Source organism: Rhodococcus sp. WMMA185, from assembly GCF_001767395.1.
In the GTDB taxonomy this organism is placed as follows: Bacteria; Actinomycetota; Actinomycetes; order Mycobacteriales; family Mycobacteriaceae; genus Rhodococcus_F.
Window position 1 is genome coordinate 4,096,598 of sequence record NZ_CP017014.1, and the last position, 24,362, is coordinate 4,120,959.

At 63.0% G+C, this 24,362-nt stretch carries 22 protein-coding genes; 11 read left to right on the top strand and 11 right to left on the bottom strand.

Annotation, left to right across the window (positions count from 1 at the left end; translation table 11 throughout):
• Positions 1-25 precede the first annotated feature (25 nt).
• The 5 genes from BFN03_RS18495 to uriH form a co-directional block, all read right to left on the bottom strand.
• Entirely contained in the window at positions 26-2,134 is a 2,109-nt protein-coding gene (locus BFN03_RS18495; protein WP_070380231.1) for a heavy metal translocating P-type ATPase, read from the bottom strand.
• Positions 2,135-2,166: 32 nt separating this feature from the next.
• Positions 2,167-2,487, bottom strand: a complete 321-nt coding sequence (locus BFN03_RS18500) for a metal-sensitive transcriptional regulator (RefSeq protein WP_157109653.1) — start codon at positions 2,485-2,487, stop codon at positions 2,167-2,169.
• Entirely contained in the window at positions 2,484-4,763 is a 2,280-nt protein-coding gene (locus BFN03_RS18505) for a heavy metal translocating P-type ATPase (RefSeq protein WP_070380233.1), read from the bottom strand. Before BFN03_RS18505 ends, BFN03_RS18500 begins: the two co-directional genes overlap by 4 nt.
• Positions 4,764-4,787: 24 nt before the next feature.
• Complete coding sequence (locus BFN03_RS18510) at positions 4,788-5,018, bottom strand: heavy-metal-associated domain-containing protein (RefSeq protein WP_070380234.1); 231 nt, start codon at positions 5,016-5,018, stop codon at positions 4,788-4,790.
• A 135-nt stretch (positions 5,019-5,153) separates the two neighbouring features.
• Complete coding sequence (gene uriH, locus BFN03_RS18515; RefSeq protein WP_070380235.1) at positions 5,154-6,101, bottom strand: uridine-preferring nucleoside hydrolase UriH; 948 nt, start codon at positions 6,099-6,101, stop codon at positions 5,154-5,156.
• A 233-nt stretch (positions 6,102-6,334) separates the two neighbouring features.
• Here uriH and BFN03_RS18520 point away from each other — a divergent pair, with 233 nt between their 5' ends.
• A complete protein-coding gene (locus BFN03_RS18520) occupies positions 6,335-7,162 on the top strand; it encodes a class I SAM-dependent methyltransferase (RefSeq protein WP_070380236.1) in 828 nt (275 codons plus the stop codon).
• A 54-nt stretch (positions 7,163-7,216) separates the two neighbouring features.
• Here the strand turns inward: BFN03_RS18520 and BFN03_RS18525 are convergent, their stop codons facing one another.
• The 4 genes from BFN03_RS18525 to BFN03_RS21040 all read right to left on the bottom strand — a co-directional run bounded on the left by BFN03_RS18525 (position 7,217) and on the right by BFN03_RS21040 (position 10,905).
• Positions 7,217-7,492 carry a muconolactone Delta-isomerase gene (locus tag BFN03_RS18525; RefSeq protein ID WP_070380237.1) on the bottom strand — a complete coding sequence of 92 codons (276 nt, stop codon included), beginning with the start codon at positions 7,490-7,492 and terminating at the stop codon, positions 7,217-7,219.
• 224 nt (positions 7,493-7,716) lie between these two features.
• Positions 7,717-8,628: a hypothetical protein gene (locus BFN03_RS18530; RefSeq protein WP_070380238.1), complete on the bottom strand. Its 912-nt coding sequence runs from the start codon at positions 8,626-8,628 to the stop codon at positions 7,717-7,719.
• A 210-nt stretch (positions 8,629-8,838) separates the two neighbouring features.
• Positions 8,839-10,158, bottom strand: a complete 1,320-nt coding sequence (locus tag BFN03_RS18535) for a hypothetical protein (protein ID WP_070380239.1) — start codon at positions 10,156-10,158, stop codon at positions 8,839-8,841.
• Between the two features lie 543 nt (positions 10,159-10,701).
• On the bottom strand, positions 10,702-10,905 hold the full coding sequence (locus tag BFN03_RS21040; protein ID WP_442971854.1) for a hypothetical protein: 204 nt from the start codon (positions 10,903-10,905) through the stop codon (positions 10,702-10,704).
• Positions 10,906-11,167: 262 nt separating this feature from the next.
• On the opposite strand from BFN03_RS21040, the gene BFN03_RS18540 reads away from it, so the two are divergent.
• The 10 genes from BFN03_RS18540 to BFN03_RS18585 all read left to right on the top strand — a co-directional run bounded on the left by BFN03_RS18540 (position 11,168) and on the right by BFN03_RS18585 (position 21,561).
• Positions 11,168-12,328, top strand: a complete 1,161-nt coding sequence (locus BFN03_RS18540; protein WP_070380240.1) for a hypothetical protein — start codon at positions 11,168-11,170, stop codon at positions 12,326-12,328.
• 3 nt (positions 12,329-12,331) lie between these two features.
• The gene (locus BFN03_RS18545; protein WP_070380241.1) at positions 12,332-13,057 is read left to right on the top strand and encodes an ESX secretion-associated protein EspG; all 726 of its coding nucleotides are present in this window, start codon (positions 12,332-12,334) and stop codon (positions 13,055-13,057) included.
• Between the two features lie 58 nt (positions 13,058-13,115).
• A complete protein-coding gene (locus BFN03_RS18550; protein WP_070380242.1) occupies positions 13,116-13,538 on the top strand; it encodes a hypothetical protein in 423 nt (140 codons plus the stop codon).
• Positions 13,535-14,074, top strand: coding sequence for a DUF3558 family protein (locus BFN03_RS18555; RefSeq protein ID WP_070380243.1), 540 nt, complete (start codon positions 13,535-13,537; stop codon positions 14,072-14,074). Before BFN03_RS18550 ends, BFN03_RS18555 begins: the two co-directional genes overlap by 4 nt.
• Positions 14,075-14,111: 37 nt before the next feature.
• Positions 14,112-14,747 (top strand): DUF4352 domain-containing protein, encoded by a 636-nt coding sequence (locus tag BFN03_RS18560; RefSeq protein WP_070380244.1) that lies wholly within the window; start codon positions 14,112-14,114, stop codon positions 14,745-14,747.
• A 205-nt stretch (positions 14,748-14,952) separates the two neighbouring features.
• Positions 14,953-16,446 carry a uridine transporter UriT gene (gene uriT / locus BFN03_RS18565; RefSeq protein ID WP_070381075.1) on the top strand — a complete coding sequence of 498 codons (1,494 nt, stop codon included), beginning with the start codon at positions 14,953-14,955 and terminating at the stop codon, positions 16,444-16,446.
• Between the two features lie 16 nt (positions 16,447-16,462).
• Positions 16,463-17,209: a glycoside hydrolase family 25 protein gene (locus BFN03_RS18570; protein ID WP_070380245.1), complete on the top strand. Its 747-nt coding sequence runs from the start codon at positions 16,463-16,465 to the stop codon at positions 17,207-17,209.
• A 244-nt stretch (positions 17,210-17,453) separates the two neighbouring features.
• Complete coding sequence (locus BFN03_RS18575) at positions 17,454-19,049, top strand: helix-turn-helix domain-containing protein (protein ID WP_070381076.1); 1,596 nt, start codon at positions 17,454-17,456, stop codon at positions 19,047-19,049.
• Positions 19,050-19,165: 116 nt separating this feature from the next.
• Entirely contained in the window at positions 19,166-20,071 is a 906-nt protein-coding gene (locus tag BFN03_RS18580; RefSeq protein WP_070380246.1) for a MurR/RpiR family transcriptional regulator, read from the top strand.
• 68 nt (positions 20,072-20,139) lie between these two features.
• The gene (locus BFN03_RS18585; protein ID WP_070380247.1) at positions 20,140-21,561 is read left to right on the top strand and encodes an amidase; all 1,422 of its coding nucleotides are present in this window, start codon (positions 20,140-20,142) and stop codon (positions 21,559-21,561) included.
• 64 nt (positions 21,562-21,625) lie between these two features.
• Here BFN03_RS18585 and BFN03_RS18590 read toward each other — a convergent pair whose 3' ends face one another.
• Positions 21,626-22,609: an alpha/beta hydrolase gene (locus BFN03_RS18590; protein WP_442971893.1), complete on the bottom strand. Its 984-nt coding sequence runs from the start codon at positions 22,607-22,609 to the stop codon at positions 21,626-21,628.
• A 229-nt stretch (positions 22,610-22,838) separates the two neighbouring features.
• Positions 22,839-24,350 carry a sodium:solute symporter gene (locus tag BFN03_RS18595; RefSeq protein WP_070380249.1) on the bottom strand — a complete coding sequence of 504 codons (1,512 nt, stop codon included), beginning with the start codon at positions 24,348-24,350 and terminating at the stop codon, positions 22,839-22,841.
• Between the last annotated feature and the right edge of the window lie 12 nt (positions 24,351-24,362).

Genomic DNA, 24,362 nt, shown 5'->3' on the forward strand with positions numbered 1-24,362 from the left:
CATGTCCCGGCCCCATTCGCTGCGTTTACTTACTCAGCCGACGCGGATCGAGGTCCAGTCGCCGCAGCAGTTGTGCGTTGAGTGCGACGACGATGGTGGAAATCGACATCAGGATCGCCGCAACGGCGGGCGAGATGGCGACGCCGGCGAAGGCGAGGACACCGGCGGCCAGGGGGACGGCGATGATGTTGTACCCCGTCGCCCACACGAGGTTCTGCCACATCTTGCGGTAGCTGGCGTGTGAGAGGTCGATGATCGAGAGCACCGCGCGGGGATCGTCGGCGGCGAGAACCACACCGGCCGATTCGATGGCGACATCGGTGCCAGCCCCGATCGCGACTCCGACATCCGCGCGTGCGAGCGCCGGGGCGTCGTTCACACCGTCTCCGACCATCGCCACCCGGTGTCCCCGCTGCTGCAGTGCGGCGACCTGGGCGTCCTTGTTTTCCGGCAGCACATCGGCGAAGGCCTCGTCGATGCCCAGGTCGGAGGCGACGGCGTCAGCTACCTGACGGGCGTCGCCCGTGATCATCGCGACCTTCACACCTCGCGAGTGAAGGGCGTCGATGGCCTCACGGGATTCCTCGCGCACTGCGTCCTCGAGCGCCACCGCACCGAGCACGGAGCCGTCACGGACGACGTGAAGCACAGATGCGCCGCGATCGATCCACACTGACGTGGCCTCCGTGACATCCTGTGGGACGGTCACTCCGAGCTCGGAGAGCATCGCAGGCCCACTCACCCAGACCGGTTCGCCGTCGACGACGGCCTTCACTCCGCGTCCGGGTAGCGACCGGAAATCGGAGGCGGTAAGGCGTTCTCCCGCAGGTACTTTGGCGGCAGCCTCCGCGACGATGGCGCGGGCAACGGGGTGCTCGCTGTCGGACTCGACGGCGCCGGCCAGGGCCAGCAACTCTCGTTCGGTGTGGCCGTCGGTCGCGACCACACCGGTGACGACGTGCTTGCCCTGCGTGAGTGTGCCGGTCTTATCGAACAGGACGACATCGACGTTGCGCATACGTTCGAGCGACAGCCGGTCCTTCACCAGCACACCCGCTTTCGCTGCCCGCTCGGTCGAGATGGCAATGACGAGGGGGATCGCCAGGCCGAGCGCGTGGGGGCAGGCGATCACGAGAACCGTCACCGTCCGGACGACCGCCTCGTCCACGTTGCCGATCAGCGCCCACACGAGGAACGTGAGAATGCCTGCGGTCGTGGCGAAGTAGAACAGGAACGCGGCCGCGCGGTCGGCGAGAGCCTGGGCCCGGGACGACGACGCCTGCGCATCGGCCACCAGGCGTCGGATCCCGGCGAGTGCGGTGTCCTCCCCGACCGCACCGACCGAGATGCGCAGCGCGCTGTCGGTTGCCACCGTGCCGGCGACAACGGCATCGCCGACTGTTCGACTCACCGGATTCGACTCGCCGGTGATCATCGACTCGTCGACCTCCGCCTGCCCGTCCTCCACGGTGCCGTCGGCCGGGATGCGTCCACCGGCCCGGACCAGCACCAGGTCACCGGTGGACAACTCGGAGATCGATACTTCGGTGACACCGTCGTCGGTGACTTTGTCGGCGGTGTCCGGCAGCAGCGCCGCCAGCGCGTCCAGGGCGCCGGACGCCGAGCCCAACGCCCGCATCTCGAGCCAATGGCCGAGCAGCATGATGACGATGAGAAGCGCCAGCTCCCACCAGAAGTCGAGGTTGAATCCCCCGAGTTCGAGCGTGGTCACCCACGAGGCAAGAAACGCGACGGAGATGGCCATGCCGATCAACAGCATCATGCCGGGCTGCCGGGCCTTCAGCTCCCTCCATCCTCCGGTGAGGAACGGTGCACCGCCATAGACGAAGATCACGGTTCCGAGCACCGGCGGAATCCACGACGCCCCGGGGAAGTCGGGCAGGGTGTAGCCGAGGAGGTCGGCAACCATCGGGCTGAACGCGACCACCGGTAGCGACAGCACCAGGCTGAGCCAGAACTTCTGCCGGAACACCTCTCCGTGAGCGCCGTGCCCCGCGTGCTTGTCGGTGTGCTCGGCGTGATTCCTATGCTCGGCGTGGTTCCCGTGCCCGCTGCTCTTCGTGTGCTCTGCGTGGTCGGCCTGTGAAACCTGCTGATGGTGATTGTGGGACATGCCCGCTCCCCCGGTTGTTCTCGGAACTGATGTCAGGATCGTACGAGGCGTGCGATCGCGTCGGTTGCTTCCTTGATCTTCTCATCCTTCTCGGAGCCGCCCGCGACGGCGGCGTTGACCACGCAGCTATTGATGTGGTCTTCGAGAAGGCCCAGCGACAGGGACTTCAAAGCACTGGTCATCGCGGAAATCTGGGTGAGGATGTCGATGCAGTACTTGTCGTCCTCGACCATTCGCTGGAGGCCGCGTGCCTGTCCTTCGATGCGGCGCAGCCGCTTGAGGTAGTCGTCCTTGGCGCTGGCATATCCGTAGTCCGATTGGTCGGTAGCGCAATGTTCGGTCATGGCTATCATTCTCCTGCAGGTGAAGTGAGTGATCGGAATCGGCGTAGGCGCAGGCTGTTGCTGACGACGAACACCGACGAGAATGCCATGGCCGCCCCGGCAATCATAGGGTTGAGCAGGCCGGCGGCAGCCAGCGGCAGCGCGGAGACGTTGTAGGCGAAGGCCCAGAACAGGTTGCCCTTGATCGTTCCCAACGTCCTGCGGGACAGACGAATAGCATCGGCTGCCGCGCGCAGGTCGCCGCGAACCAACGTGAGGTCACTTGCCTCGATCGCGACGTCGGTGCCGGTTCCCATCGCGAGACCGAGATCGGCCTGCGCGAGGGCTGCGGCGTCGTTGACACCGTCGCCGACCATCGCAACCACCTTGCCCTCGGACTGCAAGCGGGTGATCACGTCGACCTTGTCCTTCGGTAGTACCTCCGCTATGACCTCGTCGATGCCTACCTGGTTTGCGATCGTTCTCGCCGCGGAGGAGTTGTCGCCGGTCAGCATGATCGGTGTGAGTCCGAGCCGGCGGAACTGTGTTACAGCTTCGCGCGACGTCGGCTTCACGGTGTCGGCGACCACGAGGATGCCGCGGGCCGCACCGTCCCAGCCGATCCCGACTACCGTCTTCCCGGCAGACTCGGCGCTGCGCACCTCCTCCTCGAGTTCCGGCGAGAGGTGCATTGCCCAGTCGCGGAGCAGTACCGGTCGCCCGACGACCACGGCGTGTCCGTCGATCATGCCCTGAACGCCGAGGCCCTCGAGATTGGCGAACTGATCCACCTCCGGCAGGGTCGCCGAGTCGCCGAGACGGTCGCGGGCACCCTTCGCGATGGCGCGGGCGATCGGGTGCTCCGACGCATTCTCGAGAGCGCCGGCGAACCGTAGCACCTCGTTCGCGTCCTGCCCCTCGGCAGCGACGACGTCTACCAGAGACATCGTGCCAGTGGTCACGGTGCCGGTCTTGTCGAGGACGACGGTGTCGACGCGCCGGGTGGACTCGAGAACCTCGGGGCCCTTGATGAGGATGCCCAGTTGCGCGCCTCGGCCCGTGCCGACCATCAGAGCGGTGGGCGTGGCGAGGCCCAGGGCGCAGGGGCAGGCGATGATCAGGACGGCGACAGCGGCGGTGAAGGCGGCGGCAACCGAACCGCCGATGGCGATCCAGACGCCGAGCGTGGCGAGGGACAAGAGAATCACGATCGGAACGAAGATGCCGGAGATCCGGTCGGCCAGGCGCTGTACCTCGGCTTTACCGGTCTGGGCATCCTCGACCATCCGTGCCATCTGCGCGAGCTGCGTGTCGGATCCGATCCTCTTGGCGCGCACGATGATCCGGCCACCGACGTTGACGGTCGCTCCAGCGACCTCCGAGTCGGGCGACACCTCCACGGGAACGGACTCGCCCGTGAGCATCGACGCGTCGACCGCGGACGTACCCTCGACGACGACCCCGTCGGTGGCGATCTTCTCGCCCGGCCGCACGACGAACCGATCACCAACGGCGAGCTCGTCGATGCTGATCTTCTGCTCGACGTCGCCCCGCAACACCGACACTTCCTTGGCGCCGAGCTCGAGAAGTGCGCGCAGCGCCGCTCCGGAGCGCCTCTTCGCACGGGCTTCGAAGTACTTGCCCGCGAGAATGAAGGTGGTGATACCGGCCGCCGCCTCGAAGTAGATGTTGCTCGAGCCGTCGTTGCGGGCGATGGTGAATTCGAATGCGTGGGTCATCCCGGTCATCCCGGCGGTGCCCCAGAACAGTGCGTAGACGGACCAGCCGAGCGCGGCGAGGGTGCCCATCGACACCAGCGTGTCCATGGTCGCGGCGCCGTGCCGCAGATTCGTCCAGGCCGCCTGGTGGAAGGGCCAAGCCCCCCACACCACGACCGGGGCCGCGAGGGTCAGCGAGAGCCACTGCCAGTTGGGGAACTGTAGGACGGGGATCATCGCCATCGCGATGACCGGAATACTCAGGACCGCCGAGATGATCAGCCGCTGCCGCAGCGCCGATGTGGTGCCGTCGTCCTCGTCCGGTTGCGGGGATTCTTTGTCGACCTCGACCTTCGGCAGCTTCGCGCCGTAGCCGGCCTCTTCCACGGCGGCGACGAGATCAGTGGTTGAGACGTCGTCGGTGAAGGAGACGCGGGCCTTCTCGGTCGCGAAGTTGACGGTGGCCGTCACACCGTCGAGCTTGTTCAGCTTCCTCTCGATGCGGTTCGCGCACGACGCGCAGGTCATGCCGCTGATAGCGAGTTCGACCTGCTGGTCGGCCTCAGGGGTGGTGGTCGTGGATTTCATGACGGCTCCTATGCGTCTATGTGTCTATGCGTCGCCGAGGTCGGTGACTGTGTAACCCGCTTCTTCGACGGCTCCGGCAATGGCGCTCGGGTCGAGGGGTTCGGTGCTGTCGATGACTACCTTGCCAGTGGCGAGGTCGACGTCCACGGAGACGACTCCGCTCAGGGAGCCGATCTCCTCGCGAACAGAAGACACGCAGTGGCCGCAGGTCATGCCGGTGACGGTGACGGTGGCGGAAACGGTGGAAGTGCTCATGGGACTGTGCCTCTCTTCTGGATGGTTGCTTCGACTATAAGAACTACCATACCCCCCTACGGTATTTCAACAAGTGTTCGTGACTACCGGTGGGGCTGCTTCTGCGCCGATACCTTCAGTGAGCGAAAGGCCTGCTCAGGGCTCCGGATCGCCGATTCGCTCCAGTGCGTCGACTACCAGTCCCCAGAACCGTTCGAAGTCGAGCTCGAGCGCGGCGGATGTCAGGCAGCCGGCCGGCGCCGGCTTGCGGAAGTCCGCGACCGTCATGCCGAGGGTGAGGGTGCCGGTGGTTTCGATCGCGATTGGGACCGGCACGGCACGGACGATCGTGGGATCGATGACGTGCGCCACCGCGCAGGGGTCGTGCACAGGTGGGGCATCGAAACCCTGCGCTGCCCTGTAGTTCTGTCCGTAGGCTTCGAGTAGCTCTCCGACGAACCGTGCCGGTCCGGTGCCGACGGCGGCGATGGCACTCGCGACCTCCGCGGTTGCGCGGGCCTGATGGGTGAGGTCCAGGCCCACCATGACTACCGGCCATCCGGCGCTGAACACGATGTGCGCGGCCTCGGGGTCGACGATGATGTTGAACTCGGCGACTGCGGTCCGGTTGCCGCGGTGAACACCGCCGCCCATCAGCACAACCCTCTGGACCCGCTCGACGATCGCCGGCTGCTTGCGCACGGCAAGCGCGAGGTTCGTCAGGCAGGCGGTCGCTACCAGCGTCACCGTTCCGTGTTCGTGGGCCATGATCGTGTCGATGATGAGGTCGACGGCATGGCGGGTGTCCAGCTCGATCGTCGGCTCGGGCAGTTCCGGGCCGTCGAGGCCGGATTCGCCGTGGATGTTCGGCGCGGTCGACAGCTCGCGTATGAGCGGACGTTCGGCGCCGGCGGCGAAGGGGATGCCCGTGATTCCGGCGACGCGAGCAACAGCGAGCGCGTTCCGCGTGACCTTCGGCAGGGTTTGATTGCCCGCGACGGTGGTGACCGCGAGAAGCTCGATCTCGGGGTTGCCGTGGGCAAGCAGGAGCGCGACGGCGTCGTCGTGGCCGGGGTCGCAGTCCAGGATGATCTTCTTGGGCATATCTGGGCTCCTCCGCTTCTCTGGTTGCCGAGTCGCTGGTCCGGCGAAAGGGCATAGCGGTCGACCCCACACTACTCGTGACGAGTATCTGGGAGCGAAACATGAATCCGCACAAGGGTTTAGGATCTGTTTTAAAGAAGAAAAGCGGTGTCAGCGGTGTGCCCCTACCGCCATTGCCCATGATCGCCAAACAGCCGTGTTTAACGGCCGCCAAATGTGGCTACCCATGATTCATGGTGGGGAGCGTGGGGAATCGGGTAGATGCGACAGCCCTCGGGGGTGTGTCGGCAACGATGATGTGGACGTTGCGCAACCGTGCCGTCGAGGCATCCCGTCTGGATGGCATGCTGGACGACCCTCTGAGCGTTCAGCTCTATGAGACGATCGACCACCCGTACGAGAACTTCGGTAGAGCGGATCAGTCGCACGCACTGCGTGCTCGCGCCTTCGACGTCGAGCTGCGCTTGTTTCTTGCGGCGCACCCAGGTGCCACGGTCGTAGCTCTCGGTGAAGGACTCCAAACCACCTACTGGCGCATCGGTGACCCAGACGTGCAGTGGCTGTCGGTCGATCTTCCCGAGGTGGTCGCACTGCGCGAGCAACTCTTGCCGCCGGAGCCGAACGTCACGACGCTGGCGATGTCGGCGCTCGATCGTTCTTGGATGGACCATGTGAATCCCGACCGCGGGGTGTTCGTCACAGCAGAAGGGCTACTGATGTACCTCCCGGCGGAGGAGTCGATGGGACTGATCATCGACTGTGCGCGACGTTTCCCGGGCGGTCGGCTGATGTTCGATTCGATCCCAAAGTGGCTGAGCCGCCTGACAATGAGGGGATTTCGGGTCACGAGGAACTACAAGATTCCGCCGATGCCTTTCCACCTGTCGCGGGCCGAGGCAGCGGCGCTACCGGATCGGATACCCGAGATCGCTTTCGTCCGTGAGGTTTCCCTGCCTCTCGGGCGTGGGCTGTGGGGGTCGAGAACCCTGCGGACAGTCTTCGACGTGCCGCCGTTGCGCAATGCCCGATTCACCCTCAACCTGTGTGGATTCGCCGGCTGAAGGTTTCAATAGATTCTCGATAGACGCAGGCAGCGCCTTCCGCCGTTCCTACTTTCATTGTTCTATCGGGTGAGTGGCGAGAGGCTCGGCGTCGATATCCAACCAGGGGAACAAAGGAAGTGACGCCAGCGCGTCGTGGAGGGCCGTCGCGTCGCGCGCCTCCCACAGACTCACCAACTCCCGACGCCCAGGCACCCGCCACAGCCTCTTCAAGGTGCCATCAGCACGAAGTTCATTGGTTCGGATGTGCTCACGCGTGCTCAGTTGCTCGAGTTCGTCGGCCGCCATGTCTGTGGGTAGATCAGTATTGATTCGGACCAGAAATTCCACAATGAACTCCTCGAGTGTCCTCGGTCCCGGTGAGGGCGAGCCGATCGGTGTACGTCTTCCACGGATCCGGGGTCAATCGTGGCCCAAACCAATCGAGCTCCTGCTGGTCATCCATGCCGAGCGTACTCAGCGCTCAGGTCGGGATCAACGGTCGAAGCCCTGCTCGAGGCCGAAGTCCCGGACCGACGTCAGCACCCATGGCACGCCATTCAAGCCTTGGAAGACTAATCAACCACTTTGATCGACGCCAACGGCATTCCACCAGCATTGACCTGCGGTCTCAACAGCTCAGGATGAAGTAGACCAGCAACCACCTCGCTTGGTGGTGGGTCGAGCGGTGCACAGTAGACGATGGTGTCGCTGTCTCCGGCATTGTTGTGCGATACGGCAATCGTGCGGAAGAAGTTGTCGGCCGAACCGAACGTGTTGGCATCCGGGTCCGAATCGGTTGAGATACGGAGCGTGGGTTCGATCACCGTACCGGCGTCGCCGGGCCTGAGGGTGATGTCCATGGCCGGGAACGTGAGGAATCCGGGATTCTTCTTCGAGACCCAACCATTGATATGGGTTCCGGTGGACAAACTTTCGTCGGACTCGAGGTCGGTCAGGCGGCCGTCTTCGTTGATGTCCATTCGCAGGATGGACCCGTTGTCATTCTGCTTTCCATTCGGGTCGATCCGGGTGATCTTCGGTGTGTTCTCAAAGGGGGTGGTCGGGTCGGAGGCGACCTTCGCGCTCACGAATTCGGTGCCAGGAGGAATGTCGACGTCATATCTGATGTCCCGCCACAGGACGAGGCTGCCGTTGTCGAGAATCTTATGGGTGGTAATGGGATCCGGTTGGATCCGGTAGGTGAACTCCTGCCCGCGCTCAACCGATTCCGGTGCGGTGATTTGGACACCCCACTCATTGGCGCCGGTCCCGCTCGCACCACCGGTAAAAGCGGTTCCCGTATTGGGTTTGCGATTTGGGCCGATCAACTGGCACATGGTTCCAAAATTGATATCGGTCGTCTTCACATTGTCGCCCGTAAGGGAAGGAAGAGCTGACGCGACGCCGCCAGGAACCAGGAGTGTTCCGGCGGCGAGGGTGGTGGCTGTTGCTGCGATTCCGGCCCAACGATGTACAGATTTCACGCGTGCTCCAGGACTTCCTCAGGCCATGCAATGGCATATGTTGTTTCGGGCGGGGACGAGCCCATTGCCGTGGTAGCTGGGATTAATGCATAAGCCAATTACGTTCTGCCAGAGATGATTCAGCGAGACTTGGAGGCTTCCGGTCCCGGCATCCACCCGGATGAATGCAGCGTAGAACTTTGCCTGCAACACCGTCATCAGTACCTCTTATTACTGGCTGAGGGGCGTCCAGTCGTCGCAGCCCAAAGATTGAAACCTTCCGTCTGTCGGTTCGATTGTGACCGTGACCGGATTTGTGATTGTCGTTCCCGCATCGAAGGTATTCCCGGAACTGTCCTGGCGGGACCAGAGGCAGGACTTCTGACCATCGCTCGAGCCGTCGCTGCGATACGACCCCGGTTGGAGATCGACTCCTACCGCGCCCGTGAAGTTGTACCCGGGGACCTTTGGTGCGGCAGAATCGGGATTGCCCAAGCTGACGGGATTCCAAGGCGCACAGTTGGTTGATGTGAATCCGACGTCGGTCGAGCCGATCGTCAGCGTAGTCGGATTGACGGTTGTTCCTCGCTCGACAACGCTCCCCTCGGTGTCGATTCGTTTCCAGTCGCAAGTCCCGTTTCCAGTTGGGCCCGCTGTCCGATAGCTACCCGGAGCTGCCGGGACAACCACAGGGATAGTGGTCAAGGGCTTTCCACCGGCGGTAACCGTTGTGGATTTCGGCGTTGCATGTGGCGAGCAGTAGACGATGGTGTCGCTGTCTCCGGCATTGTTGTGCGATACGGCAATCACGCGGAAGAAGTTGTCCGCCGAACCGAACGTGCTGGCATCCGGGTCCGAATCGGTTGAGACGCGGAGCGTGGGTTCGATCATTGCACCTGCGTCGCCGGCCTTGATGGTGATGTCCATGGCCGGGAAACTGAGGAATCCGGGATTCTGCTTCGAGACCCAACCATTGATGTGGGTGCCGGTGGACAAATTCTCATCGGACTCGAGGTCGGTAAGGCGACCATCCTCGTTGATGTCCATCCGCAGGATGGACCCGTTGTCATTCTTTTTTCCGTTCGGGTCGATCCGGGTGATCGTCGGCGTGTTCTGGAAGGGCGTGGTCGGGTCGGAGGCGACCTTCGCGCCCACGAATTCGGTGCCCGGGGGAATGTCGACGTCATATCGGATGTCTCGCCACAGGACGAGGCTGCCGTTGTCGAGAATCTTGTGGGCGGTAATGGGGTCCGGTTGAATCCGGTACGTGAACTCCTGTCCTGGCGTGACTGTTGCCGGTGCCGTGACTTGGACACCCCAACCATTGGCGTCGGTCCCGTTCGCGCCACCGGTGAAAGCGGTCCCCGTGTTCGGTTTACGATTTGGGCCGATCAACTGGCAGCTGGTTGCGAAGTTGATGTCGGTCGTCTTGATGTTGTTGCCTGGAAGGGGAGGAAGGGCCGAGGCGACGCCGCCGGGAAACAGGAGTGTTCCGGCGGCGAGGGTGGTGGCTGTTGCTGCGATACCGGCCCAACGATGTATAGATTTCACGTGTTCTCCAGGACTTCCTCGAGTCATGCAAAGGCATATGTTGTTTCGGCCGTGGACGAGCCCATTGCCGTGGTAGCCGGGATGTATACACCAACCAATCACGTTCTGCCAGAATTGATTCAGCAAGACATGGAGGTTCCCTGGTTCCGGCATCCACCCAGACGAATGCAGCGTAGAACTTTACCTCCGGGAAGTAAATAGGGATTTTTCCGTGATTTCACGTGATCTAGACAACACCGCAATTGTTTAGTACAGAAAGAGTAAATACTTGGTCATTTCACACACGCGGTGATTCATGCATAGTTGTATCGACTAGAGCGTCAGGCTCCCTGTAAGACGCGAACCAGGGTTCCTGACCTGCGAACCCTCTCACCTACGAATCCTCTCACCTACGAATTCTGGTGCAACTTCTTCGTCGGATCTATTGGTGGCCAGTAGTTTCAGGGACTGAACCAGAGGTGCCAAGTTTCTTCGCTAGAGCTTCTCGACTCAGGACCGTAGGTACGCGAGGACTGCGAGTACCCACCTATGTCCGCTATCCGACTAGGACAGGCCCAGTTTCGCAAAAATGTTTCCGATGTGCTTGCTGACCGCTGTATCGGTGACCACCAGTTTGCGGGTGATGTCACCGTTTCCGAGGCCCCCGGCGATGGAGAACTGCGCGACGCCGAGATAGCACGATCGGCCCGGTCGGACATTCACAAGGACGGCAACTTTTCCGAGGGCTGACGGCTCCGATGTATCCAAGATTGGACCTCGCCAACGGGGTGAGGCCCAGTCTTCGTTTCACACCACCGCTGACATTCTGACCCCACCCCGGATTCCCTGCAAGGCAAGCAGAATGGGGATGGCGAACGAGGCAAGCGAGCGGATCGCGCTGCTGGCCCATGCGCCGGTTGCGGAAGCGGTGTCGAAGGCCCGCGACTTGGAGGTCGATATTCGTGGGAACCGATCTGGGCTGTGATGCGTCGAACTGATCAGACCGGCAACTATTTTCTTGGGGGGACAAATGGCTGCGTTCGATCCGGCATCCATTACTGATGTCGAGAATTTCATGTCGGAAGCATGGGACCATGCAGCGATCAAGGCTGCCCTCGACGCGATGGATACCCGTACGACGGCGCAGATCGCCAACACGTGGTCGAAGTACAGCTCGGACGCCGTCGGGGCGATGAATGCCTTCGATGCGGCATTCCGCCAGGAGATTCCGGAGAATTGGTCCGGCAGAGCCGCGGAGGCGGTGCGCAGCCGAGTCGAGGAATACTCGAACACGCGCTTGAATGTCGCGCTACAACTCGGCGGCGTCGCCACTTCTCTGTTCAGCGCGATCGACGCGGTGGCCACCCTGAAGGGCAAGATTGGCGCGCCCGCGCAACGTGCCAGTGTGGAGCAGTACGAGGCGATGGCGTGGTCGGGGAACTCGAGGAGTGCCGCCGATGCCGCGCTTGAGGCTCAGGCACGGGTTGACATGCAAACGCTGTATCCGCCCGCGTACCAGCACACCGACTCGCGAGTGCCCTCGTTCGATCCACCGCCGCCGTTGGGCAGCGCGCCCGAGCCGGACCCCGGGCGACCACAGGCGCAGAGCGACGGGTCTCCCGAGGCTTCCCCGATCGACGCCACTTCGGAGACGGATTCTTCGGAGCAATCCGACGGTGGCACGGAGAGCGTTCCAGAGAACTCGAGTCCCACCAACGCCGCACCGACCTCCACAACACCTGCATCGACTTTGCCGGCTTCGGCAGGCACAGGGCCGGGTGGCGAATCAGGTCAGCCGCGGTCATGGATGCAGAATCCCGGCGAGGCGGCGGCAGGTTCGCGGGCCGGTTCCGGTGCTGCCGGCGGCTACAGTCCGGGGTCCGGTGGTGGCGGATACGGCAGTAGTGGCTATGGGCAGGGTGCCGCGCAACGGACGAGCGGATTCGGTACCCCGGCGAATCCTGGAGCCGCAACTGCTGCGGGCAGCGCACCTTCTGTCCGTGGCGGCGCAGCCGCATCAGGCGGCGCCCGAGGGATGGGGGCCGTGGGAATGGGCGGTATCGGCGCGGCCCGCGCACAGGGCGGCGACGACAAAGAGCATCAGACGCCCGACTACCTCATCAACGTCGACAACGGCAATGAACTGATCGGCAAGTTGCCGCCTGTCGCGCCTCCTGTGATCGGTGGATGACCCTTGAAGAACTGGACATTGCGCTCCGAGCAGTTCGGTGCACTCTGGGAGGGAACGGGCCAGGATCGAGTTCCCCACCCGTTCGACGTTGTAAGTTCTATTCCCACCTACGGCGCGTATCGCGCCGAACAAGACCGCATTCGCGCCGAGTTCACTGGACCCGAGAATGCTGAGTTGAAAATAGTTTTGCAGGTCTTGGCCGAGCCTGAGGCGTACGTCGAGATCTCCGGCGTGGATGCCGACGAGGCACCGGTCCGAATCATCGGATGCCAACGGCAACAGTCGGCGGTGGTCGCTGTGCAGCAGCCCGGTCCTCGAGTCAATATCGGTGGGGATGTGTTGATCGGCTGTGGTCGCTCGGGGCGACTTGCCGCGCAGATCGTCGGCCAGATGCCACAGAACTCGGGTGGCCGCAGAACCTTTCAACTCCTCGGGAGCGCGGAAGAAGTGGGGTACCGCGGGTCTGTCCTTCAACCCGCGAGCGGCGGTTCGTCGTTGCCCCGTTTCGAGAGAGTGCCGCCCACGGCCCGGGCAGGCGACGGCACCATCCGGGTGCACCGTGGGCCGCGATTCGGCCCCGGCCGCGACGTCGGATATGTCCGATGGTTCGATGTCGCGGGCGACGGAAGGTATGTGGTCCGCTCGCACGACCCGAGAACTGTTCATCCGTGCACACCGGAACAGCTCGTAGGCGGCCTCGACCGGCTGTTGCGAACTGCGTTCGAGTAGCTTCACCGAGGCGCAGGGCCGGGCAGGAAGTAGATCGTTCGACAGGAGGTGGCAACACATGTCTGAACCGCCAGGAGCATCGGCGGGTGCAGCGGCATTCACCGAGCACATCCTTTCCACCGGCGAGCGCCTGGAACTTCAGCCGGACGCCATCGAGCGACTCATGAAGGCGTGCGACAAGTTGGCGGAGGACATGGAGATTCTCGAAAAGAGTGCTCGCAGGGAACTTGGGGCCGATGAGTTCGGGCTCGGTGAGAAGTACCCCAATCTGCACTCGGCTCAGCAGCTTGCTCAGAAGTTTCGTTCGAAGGCAATCGGCGGCAACGGGATTGATGACGCCAATACTGCGGTAGGTCTTTTTGCCGCACATCGGAACTACGCACTCGAGATGAAGGCGATGCTGCAACGCGTGCTCGACGCCTACAACAAACAAGAGGCGACCATGATTGGCAATCTCGAGGGAATAGGAATCGACCAGTGACCATCACTTCGGGGCGATTCGGTGCGGCTTTCGCGCTTTTGACTGTCGGCGCAGGGACCGCGTGTAGCGGTTCTGTCGGTGGCGAACCGACCGAGGTAGAAGTTCCGGCGGCTACCGAGGTCACCTATCACCCCTGCGATGGGCTGCCTGCCGAGGCGATTCGCAAGGCAAAACTCGATGTGCGTCCACCGATCCCCCTTGATCTTGAAGATCCGAAATCGCTGGGCTGTATCTACCTCTCCCACGAACCGGGAGGTGGCGTCACGATCTCGGCAACCGACAGAACGATAGGAACCCTCGAGACCAGCGACCGTTTCGTCACTCTCGATGAGGTCCGCGTTGCGGGGCGCCGAACACTGGTTCAGGACTTTCCCGATACCCGCTCCTGCCTTGTTTCGGTCGAGATCACGCCGGGCGTGCTCGACTTTCAGGTCGGCTACGGGTCCAACGAAACCTTCACCACCCCCGCAGCTGCATGCGATCAGGCAATGAAAGTTGTCAATACCCTCGCCCCGTACTTCCCCGAGCACCTCTGAATCTTCGCCCGCGTCACCAGCAATATGAGGACCTACCATGACGTCTCCGAACCCCGACTCCCCACAGCGCCATTCGTCGTACGGCTACGAGTACGGCGAGAGCCCGGAACCGGAACGGGACAGCCGTAAAGGCCTGTATGCGACCCTAGGACTCACCGCAGTATTCGCAATCCTGTTGTATCTGTTCGTCATTGAGGATTTCAGTTTCTTCGGTAACCGCACTCAGGTCACCCAAGATGGTGCGCCTGCACCCTCCGATGTCGAATTCATCGGAAAACAAGCGGACGATACCGGTGTTCCGATCGGTGCCACCGTCACCCGTGGCGGCGTTGCTATCACCGCCGGTCCGCTCGAGAATCGCACTGCTGACTATGCGGACAGCGAGCTATTTCTCTGCACCAGGGTGACGTTGGTCAATGGAAGCGACAAGTCCGCACGGGTGCCGAGTAGCCATAACTTCCACTTGCAGGACCCCGAAGGGTTCAGTCGTACTTCCTCATTTGTTTCCGGAGCGGAAGAGCTCGAGTTCGGCGAGATAGCCGCCGGCGGTTCCCCCACCTCCGGTCTGGTGTGCTTCGAGGACCCCGGACAGTTCGGCGAGTACGTCGTGCTCGGTGAAGGGCTTTTTGATTTCTTGGACACCTCGCGAATCGGGTGGGTCGCAGAGCGGTGACCGACTAGTCCATGACCACGGCGAGATCGCCGTGGTCCGATGGTGGACGAACGAGAGCTCGAGCTGTATTGGCGATTGAGGCACGATGGACCCTGTTGCCTCATTCGAGAGAGCGCTACAGTCGCGGCTGGTCCGATCAGCACCTCGAGGACGTGGCAACAATGGCCGATCTCTCGCTTACGAGTTCCTGAATGACGGCGACCGAATGACGAAGTTCGGCGCAGCGGGTGGTGCCGATCGCGCACCAACCCGCGCCGCGCGCATCGGCGCTCTTACTGCAGCGCTGCTTGCCGCTTGCGTCGCGTTTCAACTCAACGCCAGCATGCTCGGTCCGGTGCTCGTCACCATGTCGAGGGAACTCGGCACAGACGAGGCGACCATCGGCCTCTCGCAGACGCTGTTCTTCACGTTTGCTGCGCTCTTCTCCCTGTTCCTCCCGAGGCTCTCCGACATCATCGGTCGGCGCCGAGTTCTCACTGGGATGCTGGTCGTGATGCTCGTCGGCAGCGTCGTGGCCGCACTTGCGGTGAATGTCGGCATGCTGTTCGCTGGGCGCATCATTGCGGGTGTCAGCGGACCGGTCATTCCGATCTGTCTCCTCATGCTTCGCTCCGAGATTGCCGACCCGCGACGGTACGGCGCCGCCCTCGGGTTGCTCACCGCGGTCAACGGCGGCATTGCGGGCGTCGATGCGATCGCAGGCGGCGCCCTCGCCACGTCCTTCGGATTTCGGTCGGTTTTCTGGGTTATGGCCGTCGTGACCGCCGCCGCCATCGTCTTCATCGCAGTATGGGGTGTCGAGTCGCGCCCGTCTTCGAGTGTCCGGATGGACTGGTGGGGGGTGTTGGCGCTCGTCTTGTCTGTCGGCACGCTCCTTGTGGCAATCAACGAAGCAGGCAAGCTGGCCGGAGCGAACTGGGAGCTCGTCGGCATGGGGCTCGTGGTGTCGGTCATCTCGTTCGGTGTGTTCTTGGTTCTGGAGCAGAAGGTCACGGAGCCGCTTGTGCCGACCCAGTTTCTTCGCCGTCGCGAGGCGTGGGCGCTCCTGCTCACTACCTTGTTGACATTGACGGGGGTCTTTTCGGTAGTGAACGGTCTGGTCGTTTCGATCGCGCAGAATCACGACGCGGGCTTCGGAATGAACGCGGACCTCGCATCTGTTCTCTTCCTGGCGCCTTATGCCCTCATCGGGTGGCTGGTCGGTCCCTTCGCCGGACGGCTCGCGCCGGTGTTCGGCTACCGACTCGTCCTTCGCATCGGGCTGGTCGGCAGCATCATCGCGATCGTGCTCATGGCCCTGGTGGGCGTGCATTCTCTGCCGGTGCTCGTTGTAATGACGGTTCTTGTCGGTATCACCTACGCCGGCATCGCCAACATCATGCTCAATGGACTCGGCATCGTCCTCTCGCCCGCAGAGCATCCCGGCATCCTGCCCGGGTTGAATGCCGGGGCCTTCAACCTTGGTGCAGGCCTGAGCTTCGCGGCGCTGCCTGCACTCCAAGTCGCGCTTGCACCCAATTCCGACGGCTCGACCAGTACAGCCGGCTACAGCGGGGGCATCTTGCTCGGGGCGGCGTTTACAGCGCTGGCGCTCGCGGTCTCGTTTTTCATTCCGAAGCCGGCATCGGCCGAAGCCTCCGTGCTCTCGAGGACTCCCGGGCATTCGGTCCGCAATTTGCAAGTGCGCAGAACCCGTTAGCCTATACCCTCGGCTAATGGCAATCGTGATGAGGGTCCGAAGATTCTTCAAGATCGTGCCTCTACTGCTGGTCGCGACTGTCGTGGTGGCGGCGCCAGGAATCGCCTCTGCTGAACCGGTCAGGGGCCCTGACGTGGCCTCTTGGCAGCATCCAGGAGGCTCGTCGATCAACTGGTTCGCAGTGCGCAGTTCCGGCCACGAGTTCGCGATGGTCAAGGCCACAGAGGGTCTCGACTACGTCAATCCGTACTTCGTCCAGGACTCCATCTCGATGCGGTTGGCCGGAATGTCGCGCAGCGCCTATCACTATGCCGATCCGAGTCTCTCGCCCGAGTTGCAGGCCGCCTTCTTCTCCACGGTCGTGCTGGGGCTCAACGGCCCCCGCGACCTGCCGCCCGTCCTCGATCTCGAGGTGTCGAACGGGCTTTCGCCTGCCGCGCTGATCAATTGGACGCACCGCTACTTGAACACGGTCCGGACTCTCACGGGACGTCAGCCGATCATCTACACGTATCCGTACTTCTGGCGCACGGCGATGGCGAACACCAATGAGTTCACCGATTACCCTTTGTGGATCGCAGATTACAACGGTCAGAATGCGCCGGGACCGCTGCCTGGCGGTTGGAGAGACTGGACATTCTGGCAGTACACGAGCACCGGCCGCATCCCCGGAGTGAATGGCAACGTCGACCTCAACGTCTACAGCGGCGCGCAGGGTGATTTCGCTCGATATTCAAATAGCGCACCGCCGTTCGGAAGCTAGATCGCCTCGAACATCTCGGAGCCGAAAGTGGATGTGGGTTGCCCGCGGCGTCAGTAGCGTTTGACCGCATTGGTATGGGCACCTAGGGTAACCGCACGCGACGACGCGGGAATATTTCGGCGACATGAGGGGTAGCGCGGTGACGGCGGAAAGCATCGATCGATCAACTGCCTTGTGGCAGGCGTCGACCCGCACCGAGGCGGAACCGAACCTCGACTTCTCGCCGGTACGGTTCGCCGAGATCATGGCCTCCGGCTTGCTGCTCTCGCCAGAAGCGGTGGCGGGCGATGTCGAAGCAGCACGTGACGTGTCGTCTGTTGGCGTGATGGCTGTGCCCGATATCGCACCGTGGTTGCGCGCAGGCCAGCTGCTTGTCACCTCGACATCTGTCCTGAGCAGGCTCGTCGAGCCGATTGAGGTCTTCCTTTCTCGCCTTGATCTGCGCTCGGTGGCCGGGCTCGCGGTGCGGCTCGACGACGCCGTCGCACCGCTGCCGGACGGAATGATCGAAGCGGCCGCCGATCTGGGGTTCCCGGTCGTCGTGGTCGACGACCTGTTTCCTGCCGGGCACGCGTTGTCCGGCGGTCTGGCGGAGATGTGGGACCTTCAGGTCGATGCGATGTTCACGGCCGACCGCCTGCGGAAGGTGCTCGTCGATCTGGTCATGGCCGGGGGCGGCCACGATGAACTCGCCTCCTGGATGGCCCGTGAGATGTCCGGCGCGGTGCTGATCACGACCCCTGACGGACGCCAACTCAGCCGTGCTGGAGACGAGTCCGAGCTGCGACGTCTGGCGGCGAGTCCGGCACTCGACTCCACCGGGCGTCTGCGCACCGACTCCATCGACGGCGGTCTCGGTCTGCGCAGCCGAGGTGACGAGTTTGTCGTGGTCTCGACAATTTCGGCCAACGGGATCGATCACGGCCGGTTGGTCCTCTACAGCACCGAACGGACGTTGAGCAGCGAGGATCTCTACATCGTCGAACAGGCGGCCACAGTGTGTGCACTGGTCGTTGCCAGGGAACTGGTCGTGTCGTCGGTGGAGGAGAAGCACCAGGCCAACTTCGTCCGTGACCTGCTGCGCGGCCGCGGTGGCGAGCATGAGCATGTGGTGGCGCACGCCCGGACGTTCGGCTGGGATCTGGACCGGCCGCTGGTCGTCCTCGTGATCGAACCGGATCCGGTGGTCGAGGAGGCGTCGCCGATGCCTGCCCGGATGCCATTGGTCGAGAGACAGGCGCGAGCGTTCGCCGGAGCCGTTGCCGAGCGCGATCCCGGTGCCGCCGTCACCGCCTTGGCCACGGAGACCGTGATCCTCATGGGAGACGGCGCCGACACGATGAACGTCGTGCGCGAGATCGTCGACTACGTGCGAGGCGACGGCGGTGGGCGATGCTCGTTCGGGGTCGGCGTATCCCGTGCGACAACGACGGTGGACGGCATTCCCGCGATGTACAGCCAGGCCAGAACGGCACTGAAGGTCGGGCGGCAACTCTCCGGCGTCCGTGCGGTGACGCACTTCGATGACTTGGGCGTCTGCCGGCTGCTCAGCCTTGTCGAGGACGAGCGCGAACTCGAGTCCTTCGCCCAGGAAACCCTACGCGAGCTCACCGAGGACACCGCCGAGGCGCGGGACATGCGACGCACCCTCGAAGTGCTCCTCGCCACCAACATCAATATCGCAGAGACCGCGCGCCAACTGCACTTTCACTACAACACGCTGCGATACCGGGTGACGAAACTCGAGAAGATGCTCGGGTCGTTCACCGAGAACCCGGGGTTGCGACTCGATCTCTCCCTCGCGCTCAAGATCATGGCGATGCGCGGCATCAATTCCTAGAGTCGCCCACTTCTCCGATCGCCCATCGACAGCCGATGTAAGCTACATCACGCGATGGTGTCAAGAATCTTCCTCGAAGATACTCGAGAAGAAAAATGCCTTCTTCAGGAGAAGTTGTGAGTGACTCGCAGGTTCATAGCGGCGACTACTCCCAGGACAGAGATCCCGACGCACTCGTTGCACGAGTGCGGGTGCTTCTCCCTTCCCTCCCTCCGGCCTCGGCGAGAGTCGCGCAGTTGATCCTCGACGACCCCGTGCTGGTATCGCGCTCCACGCTCCAGGAACTCGTGCGGGTGGTGGGAACGAGTGAGGCGACGATTGTTCGTACCGCGCGAACATTGGGCTTCCGCGGCTATCCGGATATGAGGTTCGCGTTGGCCACTGCGGCGGGGCAGCGGCGCCAGGAACACCAGATCACCGGAGACATCACGGCAACCGACTCGGCGCGTGAGGTGATCGACAAGATCTCGGGAGCCGAGCAACGAGCCCTGCGCGAAACCGCCGCGCATCTCGATGCAGAAGTACTCGACCGCATTGCTGAGGCGATCGTGGCGGCACGCAAGATCGCAATCTACGGGGCGGGAGCGTCCTCGCTGATCGCCGCTGATCTCCAACAGAAGCTCATGCGCATCGGGTTGATCAGTCATGCCCCCGCTGACAATCATCTCGCTGTCACCGAGGCCGTCCTGCTGACAAAACACGACGTGGCCATCGGCATCTCGCATTCCGGGGAAACCGGCGAAACCCTCGCCTTTCTGCGTCAGGCGCACCAGAGCGGCGCCGTCACCGTCGCCTTGACCAGTGTCGACAGCTCCACACTCACCACCCACGCAGACCACGTCGTGTATGCGGCCGGCCGCGACGACATCTTCCGCCCGGCCGCGCTGTCGAGCCGGATCAGTCACCTCATGGCGGTCGACTGCCTCTTCGTCGTAGTCGCGCAACGAACCTATGACAGCACCGTCCGTGCCGTCGCGGCTACCCATGACGCCCTCGCGGCCAGCCGAGCGCGAAAGCAATGATCCGAGAACGGGATCGTGGGCGGTGAGCGAGCTACGAAGTTCCCAAACACATCACAGGAGCATCTGGAATGGACGTGTCTACCGCAGCGGAGATTGCCGCTATCCCCGCACTCGAACTTCCCGCCCTGTATAGAGGGCGACAACTCTCGCCCGTGGACGTCACGCAAGCGGTTCTCGATCGAGCCGAAGAGGTGCAACAAGACCTCAACTGTTTCTACGAAATCGACCACAAGGGGGCCTCTCGCTCTGCCAAAGAAAGCGAAAAGCGTTGGCTCGCAGATGAAGAAATCGGTCTCCTCGACGGTGTACCGGCCACTGTAAAAGAGAACATCGCCGTCGCCGGATTCCGTAGGCCTTCCGGCAGTGCGGCCTGCGCCGACGCCCCACGCGAGTCATCAGACGGTCCCGCCGCAGCGAGGCTGAGGGAGGCTGGCGCTCCGATCATCGGACTGACGGTCATGCCGGACCTGGGCATGCTGTCCTCCGGGGTGTCATCCCTCCACGGTGTCACTCGCAGTCCCTGGAACCCTGAGTGGACCGTGGGCGGCTCGAGCGGCGGTGCGGGTGCCGCCGCGACTGCGGGGGTCGGACCATTCCACTTGGGTTCCGACATCGCTGGGTCGGTTCGACTGCCGGCTACGTGGCTCGGACTCTTCTCGCTCAAGCCGACCTTCGGACGTGTGCCGGTCGACCCTCCCTACATGGGCCGGGTCGTAGGGCCCCTCACGCGTACCGTTGCCGATGCGGCTCTTCTTCTTTCGGAGGTATCGCGCCCGGATGTGCGTGACTGCAGCAGCTTGACGGTCGACCCAGTTGACTGGCATTCCCTGGTGAAACCGGTGCCCGAAGACATGGTTCGCGGGTCGAAAGTCGCCTTCCACCTCGACGCCGGGGCTGGAATCCCAACCGACCCCGAGGTCGCAGCCCTGGTGGGACGCGCTGTGGCGCATTTCGAGGCAGCTGGTGCCGACGTCACCGAAATTGCTCCGCCGATGACGCCCGACTACCTCGACGGCTTGGATATGTTCCTGCGTACGCGCTCGCTAGCGGACATAGTTGCGCTGGATGAGGACCGTCAGGCGAAGTTGCTCCCCTTCGTCAGGGAATGGGCCCGCGGTGCGGAACGCACGAGTGGCGTGGAAACGATGCGGAACTTGCAGACGATCTGGTCCCTACGCCGTGACACGATTATTCGCACGTCGCCGTATGATCTTGTATTGTCCCCGGTTTCGGCGGTCGCCGCATTCCCTGCCGAGTGGCCGATGCCGACAAACTCCCCGGAGACCGCTCTCCATCACGTCGCATATGCGGTGCCGTACAACCTCTCCGAGCAGCCTGCCGCGTCGATCAATTGTGGTTTCACCGCAGACGGAAGGCCGGTCGGACTGCAAATCGCCGGGCGACGATTCGACGACGCGCAAGTGTTGAAGGCGGCGCATTGGTATGAGCAGACGCGGCCCGAATCGGCGGTACCAGCGTGGCCACTCTGACGCGGCACTCGTGAGACCGTTGGTCCGGAGTGGAGTAGCCAACGAAACGCGGACTTTCGGTGGTTCAGATTCCCATCGACCGCGCGATCATCGGCCAGGAGTTGTGCAGGTCGTCCTGCCAGTAGCCCCACGAATGAGTACCACCGGGCCGGAAGTCGAATGTAGCGGGGATGTTCAACTGAGCGAGACGGTTGGCGAGATTGTGGGTGCAGTAGTTCGTCGCCGCTTCGATGACGCCACCGACGATGATCTGCTCGGCAAGTGTGTCGACCTGTCCATTGATCCCGGGACCGTCCAGCCTGTCATGGGGGCCGGGTAGCCCCGAGCCCGTACTGATGTAAAGCTCTGTGCCGCGCAGCTTTTCAGCATTGACGACCGGGTCGTTCGCCACCCACCCCGGGCCATCGAGTGGACCCCACATGTTGGTGACATCGGCACCACCCCGCAGGGCTAGGACCGTACGGATCGCGTTCTGGCCCGGCCAGGTGCTGGTCTCGGCGCAGCCACTGTAGGAGCCGACGCTCTCGTAGAAGCCAGGCTTGGCGATTGCGAGGTTGAGTACCGAGGTCGCGGTCATCGAGATCGCGGCAATGGACTGAATTCCGTTGGTGCCGAACGTTGTGTCGATGACGGGCGGGAGTTCCTCGAGCAGGAAGGTCTGCCACTTCTGGCGGCCGAGCTTCGGGTCGTCCTTCTCCCAGTCGGTGTAGTAGCTGAAGGCGCCCTCGAGTGGAGTCACGACATTGACGTTCTTGTCCATGAAGAAGTCCGCCACGTCGGACCTGCGCTGCCACGTGGCGGAGTCCTCGCCTCCGCCGGCACCGTTGAGGAGATACAGCGTCGGCCTCGGCTGACTCATGTCCGCAGGCAGGATGACCTCGAGGGGAATGTTGCGGTCCATCGACGGCGAATACACCGAGATGGTGACTTTGCGATCGGAATTCTGGGTGAATTTCGCCAGGTAGCCTACAGACCCTTTTTGTACGGTCGCTGTACCGTTCTCGGCTAGTGCCGTAGCAGGCACAACAACCAGCGATGCGGCAGCCAGAACCGCCGCCGCAAGAGCGCGAGCGCGCCCAACCTTCGAACTCGTCACCTGAAATCCTCCCCTGAACCTCGAGACTTGCCGCGCGTCGCGGAAATGCCGCGGGCACACCCTGTGCCGTGCCCCCGCCCCACATCAGAAAGTACAACATCGACGCGGGGCGTGAGTGGCTACCGCTGAAGTGATTACACGGACTCGTCGAACAGCCGACCGAACCCTGCCCGTGCGCGCTTCAGGGTGCGACGTCGTCCCCGACGACGGACTCCGTTTCGGCGACGTTCAGGATGGCCTGTGGTGACTCGGTGGGATGCCGCCAGGACAGCAGGTATCCGAGCCCCATGGTGATCACGACTCCGATTGCCGTGTACCAGGTGAATCCGACGAGGGTCTGATGGAAGACGAACAGATAAGTCATCGTGACAACCGCGACCGCGAAGGCGATGATGGCGTCGACTTGGCGCGCCTTGCGCACCCACAATCCCAGGAAGAACGCGCCGAGCAGGCCGCCGTAGGTCAGGCCGGCGACAGACAGCCCGAGTTCGACCACCGGATTGTCGGTTCCGGTGAACAGGGCGGCGGCGCCGATAAAGACCAATCCCCAGCCCAGGGTGAAGAGGCGACCCAGGCGCAGCCCCTCGGTATCGGAAAGTGTTCGGTGAGTGAACTTTTCGTACAGGTCGGCCATCGTCGAGGACGACAGCGCCGACAGCGACGAGGACAGTGTGCTCATCGCGGAGGCCATGATTCCGGCGAGCAGCAGTCCCGAGATTCCGGCGGGCAGTCCCTCGACGATGAAGGTCGGGAAGATCTCGTCACCGGTACTGAGCCCCATCTGTTCGGGTGTGCGGCCCTGGTAGTAACTCCACAGCCCTAGACCCACGGTCAGGAACAGCGCGAACTGAAGGAAGACCACGACCGCGCTGCCGATAACCGCCCGCTGCGCGTCGCGTAGCGTCCGGCAGGTCAGCAATCGTTGCACGATGATCTGATCGACACCGTGGGAGGCGGTCGAGAGCAGGGCGCCGCCGATGACCGCGGTGACGAACGCGTAGGGCGCCGAGATCGGGTTGGACGTGAAGTCGAGTATCTGTGTCTTGCCTGCATCGGCTGCGGCGGTCAGGAAGTTGACGTCGACGCTACGGCTGATGAACACCAGGGCGATGGCGCCGCCCACCACATACAGCGCCATCTGCAGCACATCGACCCAGACCACTGCCCGGATTCCTCCGATCAAGGTGTAGCCGATAGTGACGAGTCCGAGGATCGCGATGATCGCGAAGAACGACAATTGCACCCCGTAGGCGTCGAGGATGACCTTCATCGGGATGGCCGCGGCGAACAATCGGACACCGTCCGCGAGCAACCGGGTAAAAAGGAACGCGACCGAGGCGGTGCTTTGCATCCCCCGCCCGAAGCGGAGCCCGAGGTAGGCGTACGCGGTCGTCATCTCGCCCCGGTAGTAGCGCGGCAGCAGGACGAAGGCCACCACGATTCGGCCGATGAGGTATCCGAGGGTCACCTGGATGAAGGTGACGTTGCCCAGGTAGGCGACGGTGGGAACACTGATGACTGTCAATGCGCTGGTTTCGGTGGCCACGATCGACAGGCACACCGCCCACCACGGAAGGTCGCGATTGCCCAGGAAGTATCCCCGGAGGTTCTTCTGTTTCCCGGACAGTTTGAGACCGATCCAGGCAGAGCCTGCCATATAGGCCACGATGACGACCAGGTCGAAGGGCTGCACGGGGGCTCCAAA